Raw genomic sequence first — 18439 nt, forward strand, 5'->3', positions numbered from 1 at the left:
GTTAAATAGGAATCTTAGTCACAGAATCGGACATTTCACCTCTTACCACCACGATTAGTTGTTAAACATTTGTAATTATGCTTTTACAATGGGCACATGCATTACCTATGCTTAGTTTCTAAGGTAACAACCTAGCTACTAAGTCCCCCTACAAAACAACAATTCTAATGTGGAGTGTGAATATGACCGCGCGTGAAAATGTAGTGCCGGTTCTGCTTGAAAAAGTTTACCAACTGATTCAAGACAAACTCGAGCTTTCTCACCAAACGCTTGTAACTAAACTTGCTCAACACTTATTCAGTAACATTGCTGATGATGACCTGATTCAGCGAAACGAATCCGATCTTTATGGTGCTGTCGTCAGCCTTTGGCACCATATCAATGAAAAAAAACCAGAAGAGATTTCGGTACGAGTATTTAACCCGACCGTAAGTCGTCAAGGCTGGCAATCCACACACACAATCGTAGAAATTGTTGTTCCAGATAGTCCATTCTTAGTGGACTCAGTCAAAATGGCTTTAGCGCGTTTGGATCTTGTTTGCCACTTAATGTTAAACAACCCAACACAGATACAGCGTGATAAAAAAGGCCAAGTTACCGACGTAAACGGTGAGGGTGGTGTTCTTCAATCACTGTTCCATATCGAGGTAGACCGCCTTACTAGTAAAGAAGAGATGCAAGCGCTTAAAGAAGAGCTGTTAAAAATTCTATCTGACACTCGTTTAGTCGTTGATGACTGGAAGCAAATGGTTGATAAGCTTAAGCTTGTGACTGATGAACTTGAGAAAAATAAAGATCGTGTTTCTATCCAAACGGATCGTATGGACGAAACGATCGCATTTCTTCGTTGGCTAGAAGATCATAACTTTACCTTTATGGGTTACAAAGATTATGACTTAGAAGAAGTCAATGGTGATACCGAGCTTGTTCCTGCTAAAGAAAAAGGACTTGGTCTATTTGCTGATGACAAGCGTGTGCGTAGCGTCAAGCTATCTGAGCTTTCAGATTCAGCGCGGTTAGAAGCGAAAAAGCCATACGCTCTGATCATCACAAAAGGTAACAAAGCATCTCGTATTCACCGTCCAGCTTATACTGATTACATCGGTATTAAGAAGTTTGATGAAAACGGTAAAGTAATAGGTGAGCATCGCTTTACTGGTCTATATACCTCTGCCGTGTATAACCAAGCGGTACAAAGCATCCCTCTGATCCGTGAAAAAGTGGACCGTATCCTTGAAGCGAGCGGATATCGTCACGGATCGTATTCATACAAAGCATTGCACAATATCTTAGAAAACTACCCACGCGATGAACTACTTCAAGCAAATGAAGAAGAGCTGCTTGAGGTGGGTATGGGTGTTGTACAAATGCAAGATCGTGACCTACTGCGTTTATTTGTTCGTAAGGACCCATTTGGTCGTTTCTTTAGCTGCATGGTTTATGTCACTAAAGATCGTTACAACACAGAGTTACGTCGTCAAACTCAACGCATTCTTAAGCAGTACTTTGGTTGCGAGCAAGAGGTTGAATTTACAACGTTCTTCTCAGAAAGCCCACTAGCGAGAACACATTACATTGTTCGTGTAGACAATAACAACATTGACGTAGACGTGAAAAAGATCGAGCAAAACCTAATGGAAGTTTCTACCTCTTGGGATGACAGACTAAAAGAATCCATCATTGCTAACTTTGGTGAAAGCAAAGGCCTTCCTCTTTCAAAAGAATACATGAGTGCGTTCCCTCGCTCATATAAAGAGGACATGATGCCAGGTTCTGCGGTTGCAGATATTGAACGCTTAGAAGCGTTAAGTGATGATAATAAACTTGGCATGTTGTTCTACCGACCTCAAGAAGAGGGGGCGGATTCAAAAGCTGTTCGCTTGAAGTTATACCACCGCGATGAGCCAATCCATCTTTCTGACGTAATGCCAATGCTTGAAAACCTTGGCTTACGAGTGATCGGTGAATCACCGTATGAGATCGAGAAAAATAACGGACAGACATTCTGGATCCTTGATTTCTCTATGCTGCATAAGAGCGAGAAAACGGTTGATCTTCGTGAGGCTCGTGATCGTTTCCAACAAGCATTTGCCGCAATTTGGGCGGGCAACCTTGAAAGTGATGGTTTTAACCGATTGGTACTAGGTGCGTCGCTATCTGGGCGTGAGATTTCCATTCTTCGTGCTTATGCTCGATACATGCGCCAAGTCGGTTTCCCATTCAGTCAACAATACATCGAAGACACGCTAAGCCACTACCCAGACTTAGCAACAGGTCTAGTCAAGCTGTTCACCAAGCGATTCGATCCGAAACACAAAGGCAGTGAAAAAGGCCAAAACGATCTGATTAAAAAGCTAACAGAGCAGTTGGATCGTGTAGAGAGCTTGGATGATGATCGTATTATTCGTCGTTACATCGACATGATCATGGCGACACTTCGTACTAACTACTATCAATTAGACGAAAGCAAGCAACCTAAGCCTTGGTTATCTTTGAAAATGAAACCGAGCGATATTCCAGAGATTCCGCAGCCTGTACCCGCGTTCGAGATCTTTGTGTACGCACCAGATATTGAGGGTGTTCACCTTCGTGGCGGAAAAGTGGCTCGTGGTGGTTTACGTTGGTCAGATCGTCAAGAAGATTTCCGTACAGAGATTCTTGGTCTCGTAAAAGCTCAGCAAGTTAAGAACACCGTTATCGTACCTGTGGGTGCAAAAGGCGGCTTTGTTTGTAAACGCCAGCCATCTCTCACAACCCGTGATGAGATCTTTGCTGAAGGCCAACGTTGTTACAAACGATTTATTCGTGCGCTACTTGATGTATCAGATAACATCATTGAAGGTGAAGTCGTGCCACCACAAAACGTTGTGCGCCATGACGAAGATGACCCATACCTAGTAGTGGCTGCAGATAAAGGCACAGCAACATTCTCAGATCTAGCGAACTCTGTTTCTGCAGAGTACAACTTCTGGTTAGGTGACGCATTTGCTTCAGGTGGTTCAAATGGTTACGACCACAAAGCGATGGGTATCACTGCAAAAGGTGGTTGGGAATCTGTTAAGCGTCACTTCCGTGAAATGGGCATCAACTGCCAGACCACTGACTTTACCGCAATCGGTGTAGGTGATATGGCAGGTGACGTGTTCGGTAACGGTATGCTGTTATCGAAGCACATTCTATTGCAAGCTGCCTTTAACCACATGCACATCTTTATTGATCCAAATCCAGATTCAGCCACCAGCTGGGAAGAGCGTAACCGCTTGTTTAATCTGCCAAGATCAAGCTGGGAAGATTACAATAAAGATTTGATCTCTCAAGGTGGTGGCATCTTCTCTCGTCGATCAAAATCGATCCAGTTGACACCAGAAATTCAGAAAATGTTAGGTACTAAGAAAGCATCTTTAGCGCCTAATGATCTGATTAAGATGATCTTGAAAATGAAAGTCGATCTGCTTTGGAATGGTGGTATTGGCACTTACGTTAAAGCCTCGACAGAAACTCATACGGATGTTGGTGACCGTGCTAACGACATGCTACGCATTGACGGCCGTGACTTAAGAGCAAAAGTAGTTGGCGAAGGCGGTAACTTGGGTATGACTCAGCTTGGTCGTATTGAATACGCACTGACTGGCGGCCGAGTGAACACAGACTTCGTTGATAACGTGGGTGGCGTTGACTGTTCGGATAATGAAGTCAACATCAAGATCTTCCTTAATGGACTGGTTTCAAATGGCGATCTTACGGTTAAGCAACGTAACCAAATTCTAGAGTCTATGGAAGACGAAGTGGGTGAAATTGTCTTAGATGATGCTTACCGTCAGTCGGAGTCGATCTCCGTGACTGAACAGCAAGGTGTTGGCATTGTTAAGGAACAAATTCGATTCATCCATACCATGGAAAAAGCAGGGTACTTGGATCGTGCTCTCGAATACATCCCTGATGATGAAACGCTAATCGAGCGTGAAAAACAGGGACTAGGTCTGACTCGCCCTGAGCTATCAGTGTTAGTTGCCTACGGTAAAATGGTACTTAAACAGCAACTTGTTACGGATGAAATCGCGAATGATGAATTCCATGCGAAACAGCTTGTTGAATATTTCCCAAGTGCGTTACGACGTAACTATAAAGATCAAATGGTTAATCACCCACTGCGAGCTGAAATTATCGCTACAGCATTGGCTAACCAGATGGTTAATGAAATGGGCTGTAATTTCGTCACTCGTTTGCAAGAAGAAACCGGTGCAAGTGTTGTCGATATTGCTAACGCATACAGTGCGGCTCGTGAAATTTTCGATCTAGAAGCAATTCTTAAGCAGACTCGTGAACTCGATAATACCGCCACAGCTCAAGCTCAGTACGAAATCATGTTTTATGTTCGTCGAGCACTACGTCGAATTGCACGTTGGTTGCTTCGCAACCGCAGTGGTAAATGCACAGTTGGTGAGCTGATTGCTATCTACAAGCAAGATGTCAATGTTATCACTGAAACCTTAGACACTATGCTGGTTGAGTCTGAAGTAGAAGAACACAATGAACTTGCTCAAGGGTGGATTGAGAAAGGGGTAGAAGAGAAACTTGCACATCAAGTCGCTCGTTTATCCAGCTTACAATCTGCACTGGATATCTCATCAGTGGCGAGTGAAACAGGTAAAACGGTTGAGCAAGCATCGAAGCTCTACTTTAACTTAGGTGACCGTTTGTCGTTACACTGGTTCTTGAAGCAAATTAACAGCCAAGCCGTTGATAATAACTGGCAGGCACTGGCAAGAGCTGCATTCCGAGAAGATCTGGACTGGCAACAACGTCAACTTACGGCTCAGGTATTAAATTGCGGCTGTGCAACGGAAGAGCTAGACGTGATGAAAGCGTTAGAAGATTGGATGGAAACTAACGAGCAATCACTGCACCGTTGGGAAAGCATCTTGAATGAGTTCAAAGTTGGCTCTGTCCACGAATTTGCTAAGTTTTCTGTAGCACTTCGAGAATTAGTACTCTTGAATCTCAACTGTTCGTCGAAAGAGTAGATGAGTTAGTCAAATTGTAAGTAAAAGCCTCGTTATTTAGCGAGGCTTTTTTGTTGCTCATCTCTTCTATTATAGCGCCGAGTGAGTTACAGCGTAACGGCACGGGGAAGTTAAAATAGGCTGAAATCGATTGCTTTAGGGTGGTTAGTTATAAATTTTATTGTTGAAATCTTACTCTAATTGTTTGTTTTATATTTGAAAATATTAGAAAGATATAGGTTTTTACTTAATACATTCATTTTCATTGAATTACGATGAAAAACAGTAAATAATATTGTCCCGTTTATACGGGGCTTTTTTCTTTCGGAGGCACAATGCTTTACCGTCTAGCCAGAACTGGCTTTTTCCAACTCGATGCCGAGAAGGCACACGATCTTGCAATCAAGAACTTCCAACGCTTTAACGGCACACCACTTGATCTCTTCTACCGCCAACAATTACCAACTCGTCCAGTTGAGTGTATGGGACTAACATTCCGTAACCCAGTAGGTCTTGCGGCTGGCTTAGATAAAAACGGTGAATGCATTGAAGCATTTGATGCCATGGGCTTTGGCTTTGTCGAAGTTGGCACAGTAACACCTCGTCCGCAACCAGGGAATGATAAACCACGCTTATTTCGCTTAGTCGAAGCTGAAGGTATCATCAATCGCATGGGCTTTAACAACCTAGGCGTTGATAATTTGGTCGAGAATGTAAAGCAAGCAAAATTCAACTGTGTTCTCGGAATTAATATTGGTAAAAACAAAGACACACCAATTGAGAAAGGGGCAGAGGACTACCTGATTTGTATGGAGAAAGTGTATGAGTACGCAGGCTACATTGCGGTTAATATCTCATCACCAAACACTCCGGGTCTTCGTTCACTTCAATATGGTGAAGCGCTTGATGAACTACTTTCTGAATTAAAAGCGAAACAAGCGGAACTTTCAGAGAAATACAACAAATACGTCCCGCTAGCATTAAAAATTGCGCCTGATTTGAGTGACGAAGAAATCTGCCAAATCTGCGATTCTTTATTGAAAAACAATATAGATGGTGTGATCGCGACTAACACAACTCTGGATCGCACGATCGTAGAAGGAATGAAACACGCCAATGAGGCAGGTGGTTTAAGTGGTCGCCCTGTGCAATCACGCTCTACGGAAGTCGTACGTAAGCTTCATGAAGAGCTAGGAGACAAACTTCCAATTATCGGTGTTGGTGGTGTGGATTCCTATGTTGCAGCCAAAGAAAAGCTGATGGCAGGCGCTAAACTTGTTCAAGTCTACACCGGCTTTATTTACCACGGCCCAGGCCTAGTACGTGATATTGTTAAGAATCTTTAACATACACATCAAAAACCACTGAAAAATCAGTAGCTATTACATAAAAAAGAGGACTTTGTTTCCTCTTTTTTTTTATCCGTTCGTTTGTAAAATTTAAAAATCACGAGTAGGTAATTAAGCGTCTTACCTCTTTACCACTGATTTAACTAGTCAAGAGAGAACGGAATAATGCTTAAACCCAGCGACAAATGGAATTGGTATTTTGACGAGCAAAAAGCTTGCTTAATGCTGGATCTGGGGGAGGAAATGATTTTCCAAACCAATTTATCCCGAAAATTGTTGGTTAACTGTGCCTTCTCAAACAATGAATTTACCGTTGATGACGCCAGTGCATTCCAAACGTTTAATGAACGTATTCGATGCCTCGACATCAGTGAATACCGCCAAGCTGAGTTAACACTGTATTGTGTTGCGGCAAAGCGCTTTCATAAACCTGTACAGCCTAAAAGCTGGTTCTTTGACGCACAGTCCTCAGGTTACGAGCCTGAAGAAGGGGACATGGTCTTTCTAACAAACCAATATTCTGATGGCATGTTCATCGTGTTAGAACCAGGCGAGACGTCGAGCTTATGTGCTTATGTTAACCAAGAAGCGTTTGTGCTTGATGGCAATAAGGCGCTTCAGTTTGGGCAGCCGATTAAAGTAATGCATGACCGCATGGCTTGTGCAAATCACCTCTTTGCAATAACCCCTATGGCAATGGTGGGGTAAACCTGTTTAATTTTTTCTTTATTTCGTTCCTTTGTTTGCATTAGTCGACCTCGTTAGGTCGATTTTTTTTGTCCTTTCCTTTGATACTAGATCCCCATCAGCCATGAAACTGTATGTTTTCTATGCATGCAAACATGAAGCTGGTCACTTTTATTTTACTTATTTCAATCTGATGACTCCCTTAACTAGGCAACCTAGCGCTTAAAATGACCCCATTTATTCCCCTATAAGGAAAAAATGTAAGTAACTTACATCAACAATCATTGCCTGGTATATACCAAAATTTATGTAAATAAGTATTCACTTCTTTCCAAGGGAACAAAATTTCGTTCGTGAATAAAAAATACTCAAATTGAAGATGTTGAAAGTTTCAGATCATTTTGTTGGTGATGATTTGAACTAACAGGTGGGGAAATTCCTTTAAAAACGAGGCATTGATCGTAAAGTCAGGTATAATTGAAGCCATTTTTTATCAGCGAAAGAACACTATGAATCAATATCTCGCGGTAACTTCAAATGGCATGGAAAATTTGCTTGTTGAAGAACTGACTAAACTAGGCATTGAAAATGCGAAACCAGTACAGGCAGGCGTAAAATTTAAAGCGACAAACGAACAGGTTTATCGCTGTTGTTTGTGGAGCCGTTTAGCGTCTCGATTTGTACGTGTTTTATCTGAGTTCACGTGTAACAACGACATGGACTTGTATTTATCTACATCTGCTATTAACTGGGTTAACCAATTTCATAGCTCTAAACGTTTTGTTGTGGACTTTAACGGCACAAACCGTGAGATCAGAAATAGCCAATACGGTGCGATGAAAGTCAAAGATGGCATCGTAGATTGCTTTGAAAATAAAGGTTTGCCGCGTCCCAACATCAGTAAAGAACGCCCAGATGTTCGTATTCACGTTCGTTTGCATAAAGATAAAGCGTTGCTTGGGATCGATATGGTAGGCAGTGGTTTGCATCAGCGTGGCTACCGACCAGAATCGGGTCGTGCCCCGTTACGTGAAACGCTTGCTTCTGCGATTATCATGCGTTGTGGCTGGGATGGGCATCAACCATTACTCGATCCAATGTGCGGTTCTGGTACTTTGCTTATTGAAGCTGCGATGATGGCTGCCAACATGGCTCCTGGCGTTAAGCGAAAGCAATGGGGTTTCGAAGTGTTGGAAGACTTTGAACCAGAGACTTGGGCAGAGATTAAATCAGAGGCTAATGTTCAAGCTAGACGAGGTGTCAAGAAAGTTGACGCTAAGTTTTTTGGCTTCGATAACGACCCTAAAGTATTAAAAGTTGCTCAAGAAAACGCGCGCAGAGCAGGCGTTGAAGAATTGATTGAGTTCGCACAAGGTGATGCTGCAACCATTACTCGTCCTGCAGGATTCGAACACGGTGTTATCGTTTCAAACCCACCTTACGGTGAACGTCTAGGAACTGAGCCGGGGCTAATTGCGCTCTACACCGCATTTGGTGGACAGCTAAAATCTGAGTTTGGTGGATGTAAAGCCTCTATCTTCTCGAGTTCAGACGAGCTGCTGAGCTGTCTTCGTATGCGTGCTGATAAACAATTTAAATTGAATAATGGTGCGTTACCTTGTCACCAAAAGAACTACAGTATTGCAGAGCGCAGTGCTGATGAGGTGAAGGGTGCTGATACTAATGTTCAAATCGCACCAGACTTTTCAAATCGTTTAAAGAAAAACATTGGCAAGATTGGCAAGTGGGCTCGTAAAGAGAAGCTTGATTGCTACCGAATCTATGACGCTGATCTTCCTGAATACAATGTGGCGATAGACGTATACGGCGATCAAATCGTAATTCAAGAGTATGCTGCGCCAAAAAACATTCCAGAAGAAAAAGCAAAACGTCGCCTAACGGATATCATTCGTGCAACGATTCAGGTGACAGGTGTAGAGGCGAACAAAGTAGTACTTAAAGTTCGTGAAAAGCAGAAGGGTCGCAGCCAATACCAAAAATTAGGTCAGGTATCAGAGACGCTTGAAGTAAACGAGTACGGTGTGAAGCTGATCGTAAACCTTCATGACTATCTAGACACTGGCTTGTTCTTGGATCATAAGATCACTCGTCGTCGCTTAGGTGAAATGGCGCAAGGTAAAGATTTCTTAAACTTGTTTGCATATACTGGGAGTGCGACGGTTCACGCAGCGGTTGGTGGCGCTCGTTCCACAACGACTATTGATATGTCAAATACCTACTTGAACTGGGCGAAAGACAATATGCAGCTTAACGGCTGTGTAGGACGTCAGCATCGCTATGAACAAGCAGACTGCTTGCAATGGCTAGAAAACGCGAAAGGTGAGTACGACTTGATCTTTATTGATCCACCTACGTTCTCTAACTCTAAGCGTATGGAAACATCATTCGATGTACAACGTGATCACATTAAACTGATGAAGAATCTTAAACGTTTACTAAGAAGTGAAGGCACTATCGTATTCTCGAATAACAAGCGCCACTTCAAGATGGATGAAGAGTCGCTGGCTGAACTTGGTTTGAAGGCTCAGAATATTTCTTCTCAAACGTTACCATTAGATTTTGCGCGTAATAAACAGATTCATAACTGTTGGCTAGTAACGCACGCGTAGTATAAACAAAAGGATTAATACGTGCTGATATTGTATAGCACGGAGGGATGCCATCTTTGTGAGATGGCATTTGCTCTAGTAGACCAAATTGGTTTGGCCGAGCAAACAGATATCATTGATATTGCGTTCGATGATGCACTGTTTTCTCGTTACGGCGTCACAATACCCGTATTAAAGTATCAAGATTCTGAGTTGAACTGGCCGTTTGACTTAGAACAACTCACACATTGGTTGGATAATAATGGCATTACTTACCATTCATAACGCACAACTTGCATTTGGTGACCACCCATTACTGGACAAAGCGGAGTTCGCTCTTCAAGAAAACGAACGCGTTTGTTTAGTGGGTCGCAACGGAGCAGGTAAGTCCACGTTAATGAAAGTGCTTGCCGGCGACATTTTGTTGGACGACGGCAAGATTCAAATCACTCAAGACGTCGTTGTTTCTCGACTTGAACAAGATCCACCGCGTAATCAAGAGGGTACGGTTTACGAATACGTATCTGGCGGTTTGGCTGAAATCGGCGAACAACTGAAGATCTATCACGATCTTCTCGATCTTGTTGCTCAAGACCCGAGTGAGAAAAACATCAACCGTTTAGCCAAGGTTCAAGAGCAGCTTGACCATTCTAATGCTTGGCGTTTTGATGACCGTGTCAAGAACGTACTTGGTGCTTTAAAACTAAGTCCAGAAACTAAACTAACCGATTTATCCGGTGGCTGGCAGCGTAAAGCTGCTTTGGCTCGCGCGCTGGTTTGTGACCCTGATGTATTGCTTCTTGATGAGCCAACAAACCATCTTGATGTAACAACTATCGAATGGTTAGAGAACTTCTTAAAAGACTTCAAAGGCTCGATCATCTTTATTTCTCACGACCGTGCGTTCATCAAATCAATGGCAACACGCATTGTTGATTTAGATCGCGGGCAATTAGCTTCTTTCCCTGGTGATTACGACAACTACCTAGAAGAAAAAGAAGAGATGCTCCGCGTTGAAGAAATGCAGAATGCTGAATTCGACAAAAAGCTTGCTCAAGAGGAAGTTTGGATTCGGCAGGGCATTAAAGCACGCCGAACTCGAAATGAAGGTCGTGTACGCGCATTGAAGAAACTTCGTGAAGAGCGTCGCGATCGCCGGGATGTCCAAGGCAAAGTTAACCTTAATATCGATGATGCTTCACGTTCAGGGAAAATTGTATTTGAAGCAGAAAACATATCTTTTGCTTACGAAGGCAAGACAATCGTCGACAACTTTAGCTTTAACATTATGCGCGGTGACCGTATTGCACTTATCGGACCAAATGGCTGCGGTAAGAGTACGGTACTTAAATTGCTATTAGGGCAATTGGAAGCGCAGTCTGGTCGTTTACACTGCGGAACAAAATTAGAAGTCGCGTACTTTGATCAGTACCGAGAGATTTTGGATCCAGAAAAGACAGTGATCGATAACTTAGCGGATGGGAAACAAGAAGTAATGGTTGGGGGACGTCAGCGTCATGCGCTGAGTTATCTTCAAGACTTCTTATTTGCACCTAAGCGCGCAAGAACCCCGGTTAAGGCGCTCTCTGGTGGTGAGAAAAACCGATTACTGCTAGCTCGTATCTTGTTGAAACCAAACAACTTACTTATTCTTGATGAACCAACCAACGATTTGGATATCGAAACGTTGGAACTTTTAGAAGAAATGCTTGCCAACTATCAGGGCACGTTGCTTTTAGTTAGCCACGACCGAGAGTTTGTTGATAATACTGTTACCACAAGCTGGATCTTCGAAGGAAACGGAGTGATTGAAGAGTTTGTTGGTGGTTATCACGATGCAAGACAGCAGCGTGAACAGGTATTGGCGGTTCGTCAAGCGGTTGAAAAGCCAGCGAAAAAAGAAAAAGTGGTTGAGGAAACTCCCAAAACAACCCAACCTAAGAACAACTCGAAGAAGTTATCGTATAAGCTGCAAAGAGAATTAGAAGCTCTACCAGCTAAACTAGAACAATTAGAGTCGGATATCGAGGGCCTTCAGGAGCAAGTGAACGATCCAGAGTTCTTTGCTAAACCTGTAGAGCAAACTCAGCCGGTATTGGAACAGCTTGCTGCACTAGAGCAGGAGTTGGAAATCGCATTCGAGAGATGGGAAGAACTCGAAGCAATGCAACAGGATAGTTAAGAATTCAATGAATTGTAGTAATAAATTCAAATTGACCGCCATTGCAATGATGGTTGGTACCACAATGAACGCACAGGCGGCATTGTATCAAGTGGTTGAGGTTTCACCTCAGGATCATGGCTCAAACGGTGACTACCAAACGGCTTATGGGGTTGCAATTCAGCAAGGTGATGCGGGTACAGATCCTTCAACAGGTTCCCCTTTCGCTTTGGGCTGTTTTGATGCGGCAGCAAACTGTACACCAGACCAATTTAAGCTTGCGATGGAAACTCGCACAACACCTATTTCAGCAACACAAGCCGTGGATGGAAATAGCTATCGTGAGGAAATTCCATTTGGATTGGACGCGGGCTTTTATTACATCCAAGAACTCAAAGATTTTGAACGTTACTGTTATAACCAGCTTCGCTATTCTACTTGTGACTCTTGGGCTTCTGTAAACTGGACCCCATGGAACAAAGAGCGTAGTAAAGACTTTACTTCTAATGCGTTAGCATTTGTAGAAGGCGATTCTGCTGCTTATAAAAATGAATATAACAATGTTATCAATCAGCTTACCGAAGATGGTGCCGCTGTCGGTAATCAAAGTAAAGTCAACAGTGAAAACAAGTCGACACTGGAAACAAGAAATACCGTCGTAGCACCTGTTGAACCAAATTTTGTTACAGGTGATAACGACGCAAGCGTTGTGCAAAGCCACGCTTGGAAAACCGATGGCACTTTTACCGTTGGTAGTGTATCTCGAACAGCAAGTAATACCAATGGCGCTCACCACACATCGAAAGCAGCTATTTGGGATCAAAGTGGAACCGTCAGTGAATTGGCTTGGCCAAGTGGCACATCTAAAGATGGAGAAAGACTGGCTCAAGGAAGCATGCGTGACCTTGTCACAGATGGAACAACGGTTTACGGCGTGGGTTACAACACATACAGTGATGATAACTATCTGAATGCTACTGTTTTTGTCGGAACACTAGAGGCAGAAGGTAGCGTTGAAAACGCAACTTGGAAAAACAAAGTTGTTGTAGGAGCTAGACAGCGTGAAGGTGATGATACGGTTCATACAAACTCACGATTAACCGATGTTAACTCAAATTTTGTTGCTATTGGTGAAGCAAAACGTTCCGGCGGATATCTAATGCCAACGGGCTCTGCTCCAAATCGTCTCTTTATCGTAAATGATGTTCGTAAGGATTCTATTAACGCTTTTTACCCAACTACAGGTATTTTCTTTAGCGGTGCGGGCGGTAAGATGGGCGGGATCAACTCTTACAATGAAATTGTCGGACAGCTCGATGCGGAAACGACACGTGAAGACGATGGTAAGCCACGTCGTAAGCGCGGTTTTATCTACCCATATAGTGTAGGTGGTGAGACTAGTGAACGTGCTTCAACACTATTTAATGGAAAAGCTTGGTTCCTAGATAGTTTGACTAATGGCGGTGACTACTCTGAACAAAACAACCAGTTCCGTATTCTTGACGCAACCGATATCAACGATGCAGGTGTGATTTCTGGTACCGCGATGAAATGTGCTGGCGGTTACAGTACAACAGCAAACAATGCGACATGTAGTTCTGATGAACAAATCGTAGCTGTAAAATTGGTGCCTATTGCAGGTGCGACTGAGAAGGACATTGTGTCTCGAAGCGTTGACTCAACGACAACAGAGCGTCAAGGTGCAGGCCTTGGTTGGTTAGCTTTGACCATGCTTGGATTGTTTGGGTTCCGTAGAAAATAGTCAAAAATCGTCAGTAATTTTTAAATCAAGCAGAGGCTCACACATTTGAGCCTCTGCTTTTTTTATGCCTTGAGAAATCACTCAACTTGATCGATTCTTATAAGTGGAGTCATAAAAACTCCATCAAAGTTTCACAATAACAGCTGTACGTTAGTAAATGGACCTGTATGAGGAATTAACTATGAAGAGACAAAAGCGTGATCGCCTAGAACGAGCTCAATCTCAAGGCTATAAAGCTGGGTTGAATGGAAGGTCTCAAGAGGCTTGCCCATATCAACAAGTTGATGCTCGGTCGTATTGGTTAGGTGGTTGGCGTGATGCCAGAGATGAAAGACAATCTGGTCTCTACAAATAAACTCTCCACATACAAAAAGAAGGATTCGAAAGGGCTCTACGGAGCCTTTTCTACATTTATAGACTAGGCAAACAAAAAGGCCCCTAAATAGGAGCCTTTATAAATCGATTAAAGTCGTGATTAGAAGTTTGAAGTGTCTTGGAACAAACCAACTTTCAAATCTTTCGCAACGTAGATTTCTTTGCCATCTACGCATACACGACCGTCAGCCAAACCCATTACTAGCTTACGGTTTACGACGCGTTTCATATGGATTTCGTAGGTTACTTTTTTCGCCGTCGGTAAGATTTGGCCTGTAAACTTCACTTCACCAACACCTAGAGCGCGACCTTTACCTTTACCGCCAACCCAGCCAAGGAAGAAGCCAACAAGTTGCCACATCGCGTCAAGGCCAAGACAGCCAGGCATTACCGGGTCACCAGGGAAGTGGCAATCAAAGAACCACAAATCTGGAGTAATATCCAATTCCGCCAAGATCAAACCTTTACCAAAATCGCCCTCTGTCTCAGACATTTTAGTAATACGATCCATCATTAGCATGTTTGGTGCAGGAAGCTGAGGGTAACCTGGTCCAAATAGCTCACCCTGGCTAGAAGCAAGTAGATCGTCACGGTTATAAGAATCACGTTTGTTTTGCATTATCAATTACTCCAATTTTTGATAGCTGCATCTTAGTGAACACGTGTACGCTAAACAACTCCGATCAGTACTAGACAAACCAGTTTTTGATGCGCTGCACAATTCCTTCTGGATGCTCATGTCTTTCAAAGTTTTCAATACGTTCCGCTATTTTGCCAATAATGCTATCGTCTTCGCCTCTGAAGGGTTTATTCATAACAATCGGAATAGCTTCATCTACCGTAGAGACGGACCAAATATGGAACTCACCATTTTTAATGCTTTCTATTACATCTTTATGTAATGCAAGGTGTTTAAGGTTTGATTTCGGCATGACAACGCCTTGATTTCCCGTAAAACCCTGATGTTTACAAACCTGATAAAAACCTTCAATTTTCTCGTTCAAGCCACCGACTGCTTGCACTCGACCAAACTGATCGACGGCTCCTGTAACCGCAACTTGTTGATTAATTGGAGATTCAGATAACGCACTCACCAAGCAACAAAGTTCTGCGAGAGATGCGCTGTCACCGTCAACTTCACTATAAGACTGTTCAAATACGATCGAGGCGGAGTAAGGCAGTGGTTCATCCAGTTTTAGAGCAGAGCTTAAGAAAGCTTGCATAATCATCATGCCTTTCGCATGTAGATTGCCTCCAAGCTCAGCTTTGCGCTCAACATCGGAAACATCGCCATCACCAAAGTGAATTACACACGATATTCTGGCAGGCTCACCATAGCTGACAGGGTGTCCAGCCATATCGATGACGGTTAGGCCATTGATTTGACCAACTTGTTCCCCAGTTGTCTCAATAATGACTTGTCCATCTAAAATATCGTACACGGCACGCTGAGGAAGATAGGATTCGCGATAATACTTGTCGTCAATCGCTTTATCTAATGACTCGTAATCTAATGTTTGGCCATCACTGAACTGGCTGGCAAGTGTTAGAAGTTGAGAATGCCACATTACACCTAACGGCAAATAATGTTGATCTTCAGTAAATCTCATACCAGCTAGCAACAGTCTTCTAAAGCCACATTCCGTTAAGTGAGGCAGCTGATATTGAGAACATATCCAGTTCACCAAACCAAAGTAATCTGTCAAATTCTGCTCTGACAAATGAATATCTTCTTCAACTTCGGTATACATGGCAAAGCCTGAACAAAAGTCCTCGTCGATATATTCTAGCTCTGCTAACTGACTTCTTTCCCCAGTTACAATCAGTTTTACATCATAAGCTTTAGATGGCGGTACTGAAGTAGGTAAGCGAGTAGGGCTTAGGTTCAGTGGCTCGATAAGGTTTTGTTGAATTGCAGACTTTATATTCGGCCAAAGTCCCGGGTTAGCCAGAATGAGATTAGCAGGTACAATCAAATAACCGTCGTCAGCTTGTGAAATCAAGCCAGGTTGGAAGGCAATATCACCACTTACATCAACACTGTAACGGTCAAATAAACGTTTGGCATCAAGTGATTCCGACAAAACAATCGCAGCGTTAGAATGACTCTGAAGAGCTTTACTGATGAACTCTCTATAGACAGAATTATCGACGCAGTTAATGAGTAGCACGCGTGTCAATCCCGACATTTTGGAAAAGCGAGATATCGTTGCCGACATCCTCGGTTGAAGATCAGTAAAAGACTTCTTTGGTAACGAAGGTGCAGACTTTAAAAGTGCTTCGTACTGTTCAAGTGAAGGTGTTACGTCTTGCCAATTAAGTTGGTTCATTAAAATTCATCGTAATTCAATCTTGCCGACATTATAACGAAATGGACTATAACACCCTAGCACCAATTTTGTTCGCTCACGGCATTCAACACTCAATGAACAATACTTAGACAAATGAGTGATCAACATCGATACTTCTAAGAGTTTTATTTGCCCAAGTAAATTATCTGGGTTACGCTGTCACTAGGTTATGTTTATGGGTCGGAATAAATGAAATATCAGCAGCTTGAGAATCTAGAGTGTGGGTGGAAATGGAAGTATCTCATCAAGAAATGGAAAGATGGTGAAGCGATTACCCGACATATTGATACAAGTGAAGCAGATGCCGCGGTTGCAGAGCTAAAACGCCTTGAACACGAGCCTACACTTGTCTTGGCTTGGATAGAAAACCACATGTCAGAAGAGTTGGACAACAAACTCAAGCAGGCTATCCGAGCGAAAAGGAAGCGTCATTTCAATGCAGAGCAAGTCCATACAAAGAAAAAGTCCATTGATTTAGATTATCGAGTTTGGGAAAAGCTTTCTAGCAGAGCAAACGAGCTCGGTTGTACATTATCTGACGCAATTGAATATCTACTTTCTGAAGCATCGAGAAGTGAAAAAGCGAGTCAAAAAGTTACCTCGATCAAAGAGGATTTGAGTAAATTGCTATCTAGCTAGGATAGGGAGTGCCAAATGTTATATGTAATCTTAATTGCTGCCATCGTAATCTTTTGGTTGATCGCAGTTGATAGACCAGTGCTAAAAGTAAAGTTTGATAACGGCCATATCAGTAACGTAAAAGGGCATCTACCACCTTCTTTCAAACATAACTTACAAGATATTAGTGAACATAATCCTTTTAGTGGTGAAATGAAGGTATATAGCCAACGAACTGGCATGCGTTTGAGCTTTTCCAAGGACGTTCCCAAAAAAATCCAACAGCGGATTCGCAACGTTTTTCCGCATCAAGGTTTCAAAGCGAGCAAAGGCAAGAAGCGAGCTTAATTACATATCAGTTACTTAATCGTGTTAAATGGGACGCAATATAGCGTCCCATTTTCGTATCTATAGAAAAATTATTTATCATTGATTAATCAATAAGATAAACGGACTTAAACTATGCGATACGTTGTAACTTTAATGATCTTTCTCTTTGTAAGTGCTTCAGCTTTGTCTGACGACTCGGAAACGAATCCATTGGCTAAAAAGATTAAAACTAAGATTCAAAGGAAAGCAGACAATAAATTTGATGACTACCAAGGTTATTGTGATGTCATGATAGAGATGGAACACAAAGGTAAAAAAGCAGTAATAAAAAGAGTAACCAGTAGTGGTGACAAAAAAGTTTGTCGGTATGTGAAATCCAACTTGAGGAAAGGAAAACACTATCGTTATAAATATCCAGAAAAGTATATTCGGCTTCATATAGCCACAGGTTCGTGATTGCAATGTTGATTAGAAGCATCGGGCAGCAAGAGCGCAAAGCTTTCAGACTCGATGAACTAGATGAAAATGAAGTGGCTCTCGTGTAATTGGTTGGGAATGCAGGCTACAGGTGAGCCATAAACCAATCATCTCGCAATAATAATCCGCAGATAAAATCAGTATGGGAAGGAATTGCAAAAAAGTTTAATGGGCTTGGATTGTCAGGAATCTCAATGGCTTGCACTGGATTAGCCTTAGTGATTGCAAGTCCACAGGAACCCCTATATCAGTGCGCATTATATCTGCTTATGTTGAATGCGATTGCATATGCTAGTCCTATAAAATGTCTCTCTTTTGAGGGACTATTCAATGAAGTATCACGAAATGACTAAAAACTATATTTTTCGTGAATTTGAATGTGGTTTATCCGTCGAACAAGCTGCTGAACTTTGTTTAAAAACTGTGAGGACAGTCAAGGAATGGGATAAGGGGAAAACCATTCCACCTGAGTGTAAACGGTTAATGAGAATGGTTAAAGGAAGAGAGCTAGGTCAAGACCCGAGTTGGGAAGGTTTCAAAATACAAGGTCAGAGGTTGGAGCTACCAAGTGGAGAGTTGGTTACGCCGCAGCAAATTGTAACCGGGATAGCTCTTTTACAGATAGGGGCTGAAACCGACCTTTTGATATCAACTAAGATTTTAAAGTTTGCACGGATTCTAAGCTCTATGAAATAAGATGACGCAGTCTTCATAAAT

At 42.5% G+C, this 18439-nt stretch carries 14 protein-coding genes and 1 pseudogene; 13 read left to right on the forward strand and 2 right to left on the reverse strand.

The window, feature by feature from the left end:
* Window positions 1-182: 182 nt before the first annotated feature.
* The 8 genes from VEA_RS09485 (at window position 183) to rmf (ending at window position 13926) form a co-directional block, all read left to right on the forward strand.
* The gene (locus tag VEA_RS09485) at window positions 183-5024 is read left to right on the forward strand and encodes an NAD-glutamate dehydrogenase (protein WP_012841807.1); all 4842 of its coding nucleotides are present in this window, start codon (window positions 183-185) and stop codon (window positions 5022-5024) included.
* A 314-nt stretch (window positions 5025-5338) separates the two neighbouring features.
* Entirely contained in the window at window positions 5339-6349 is a 1011-nt protein-coding gene (pyrD, locus tag VEA_RS09490; protein WP_006743218.1) for a quinone-dependent dihydroorotate dehydrogenase, read from the forward strand.
* Window positions 6350-6517: 168 nt separating this feature from the next.
* A complete protein-coding gene (locus tag VEA_RS09495) occupies window positions 6518-7060 on the forward strand; it encodes a cell division protein ZapC (protein WP_005396505.1) in 543 nt (180 codons plus the stop codon).
* Between the two features lie 488 nt (window positions 7061-7548).
* Window positions 7549-9669 (forward strand): bifunctional 23S rRNA (guanine(2069)-N(7))-methyltransferase RlmK/23S rRNA (guanine(2445)-N(2))-methyltransferase RlmL, encoded by a 2121-nt coding sequence (gene rlmKL, locus VEA_RS09500; protein WP_005396504.1) that lies wholly within the window; start codon window positions 7549-7551, stop codon window positions 9667-9669.
* A 63-nt stretch (window positions 9670-9732) separates the two neighbouring features.
* A complete protein-coding gene (locus tag VEA_RS09505; protein ID WP_012841808.1) occupies window positions 9733-9933 on the forward strand; it encodes a glutaredoxin family protein in 201 nt (66 codons plus the stop codon).
* The gene (locus VEA_RS09510) at window positions 9911-11830 is read left to right on the forward strand and encodes an ABC transporter ATP-binding protein (RefSeq protein WP_006743219.1); all 1920 of its coding nucleotides are present in this window, start codon (window positions 9911-9913) and stop codon (window positions 11828-11830) included. The genes VEA_RS09505 and VEA_RS09510 overlap by 23 nt, the downstream gene beginning before the upstream one ends.
* A gap of 7 nt (window positions 11831-11837) precedes the next feature.
* Entirely contained in the window at window positions 11838-13571 is a 1734-nt protein-coding gene (locus VEA_RS09515; RefSeq protein ID WP_006743220.1) for a DUF3466 family protein, read from the forward strand.
* Between the two features lie 181 nt (window positions 13572-13752).
* Window positions 13753-13926 (forward strand): ribosome modulation factor, encoded by a 174-nt coding sequence (rmf, locus tag VEA_RS09520; RefSeq protein ID WP_005377453.1) that lies wholly within the window; start codon window positions 13753-13755, stop codon window positions 13924-13926.
* 120 nt (window positions 13927-14046) lie between these two features.
* On the opposite strand, the gene fabA is transcribed toward rmf, so the two are convergent.
* Together fabA and VEA_RS09530 are read right to left on the reverse strand one after the other, a co-directional pair.
* A complete protein-coding gene (gene fabA, locus VEA_RS09525; protein WP_005396499.1) occupies window positions 14047-14565 on the reverse strand; it encodes a bifunctional 3-hydroxydecanoyl-ACP dehydratase/trans-2-decenoyl-ACP isomerase in 519 nt (172 codons plus the stop codon).
* 70 nt (window positions 14566-14635) lie between these two features.
* The gene (locus VEA_RS09530; protein ID WP_012841810.1) at window positions 14636-16276 is read right to left on the reverse strand and encodes a S16 family serine protease; all 1641 of its coding nucleotides are present in this window, start codon (window positions 16274-16276) and stop codon (window positions 14636-14638) included.
* A gap of 210 nt (window positions 16277-16486) precedes the next feature.
* Between VEA_RS09530 and matP the strand changes: the two genes are divergently transcribed.
* The 5 genes and pseudogenes from matP (at window position 16487) to VEA_RS09550 (ending at window position 18418) form a co-directional block, all read left to right on the forward strand.
* Complete coding sequence (gene matP, locus VEA_RS09535; protein WP_005396497.1) at window positions 16487-16936, forward strand: macrodomain Ter protein MatP; 450 nt, start codon at window positions 16487-16489, stop codon at window positions 16934-16936.
* Window positions 16937-16951: 15 nt separating this feature from the next.
* Complete coding sequence (locus VEA_RS09540) at window positions 16952-17263, forward strand: DUF3634 family protein (protein WP_005396496.1); 312 nt, start codon at window positions 16952-16954, stop codon at window positions 17261-17263.
* Between the two features lie 114 nt (window positions 17264-17377).
* Window positions 17378-17701, forward strand: coding sequence for a hypothetical protein (locus tag VEA_RS09545; protein ID WP_012841811.1), 324 nt, complete (start codon window positions 17378-17380; stop codon window positions 17699-17701).
* A 170-nt stretch (window positions 17702-17871) separates the two neighbouring features.
* Window positions 17872-18075, forward strand: a pseudogene (locus VEA_RS23420) (DUF3693 domain-containing protein); the annotation flags it as partial.
* Window positions 18053-18418 carry a phage protein gene (locus VEA_RS09550; RefSeq protein WP_041852959.1) on the forward strand — a complete coding sequence of 122 codons (366 nt, stop codon included), beginning with the start codon at window positions 18053-18055 and terminating at the stop codon, window positions 18416-18418. The pseudogene VEA_RS23420 and the gene VEA_RS09550, both read left to right, overlap by 23 nt.
* The last annotated feature ends 21 nt before the right edge of the window (window positions 18419-18439 follow it).

This window comes from Vibrio antiquarius, assembly GCF_000024825.1.
GTDB lineage: Bacteria > Pseudomonadota > Gammaproteobacteria > Enterobacterales > Vibrionaceae > Vibrio > Vibrio diabolicus.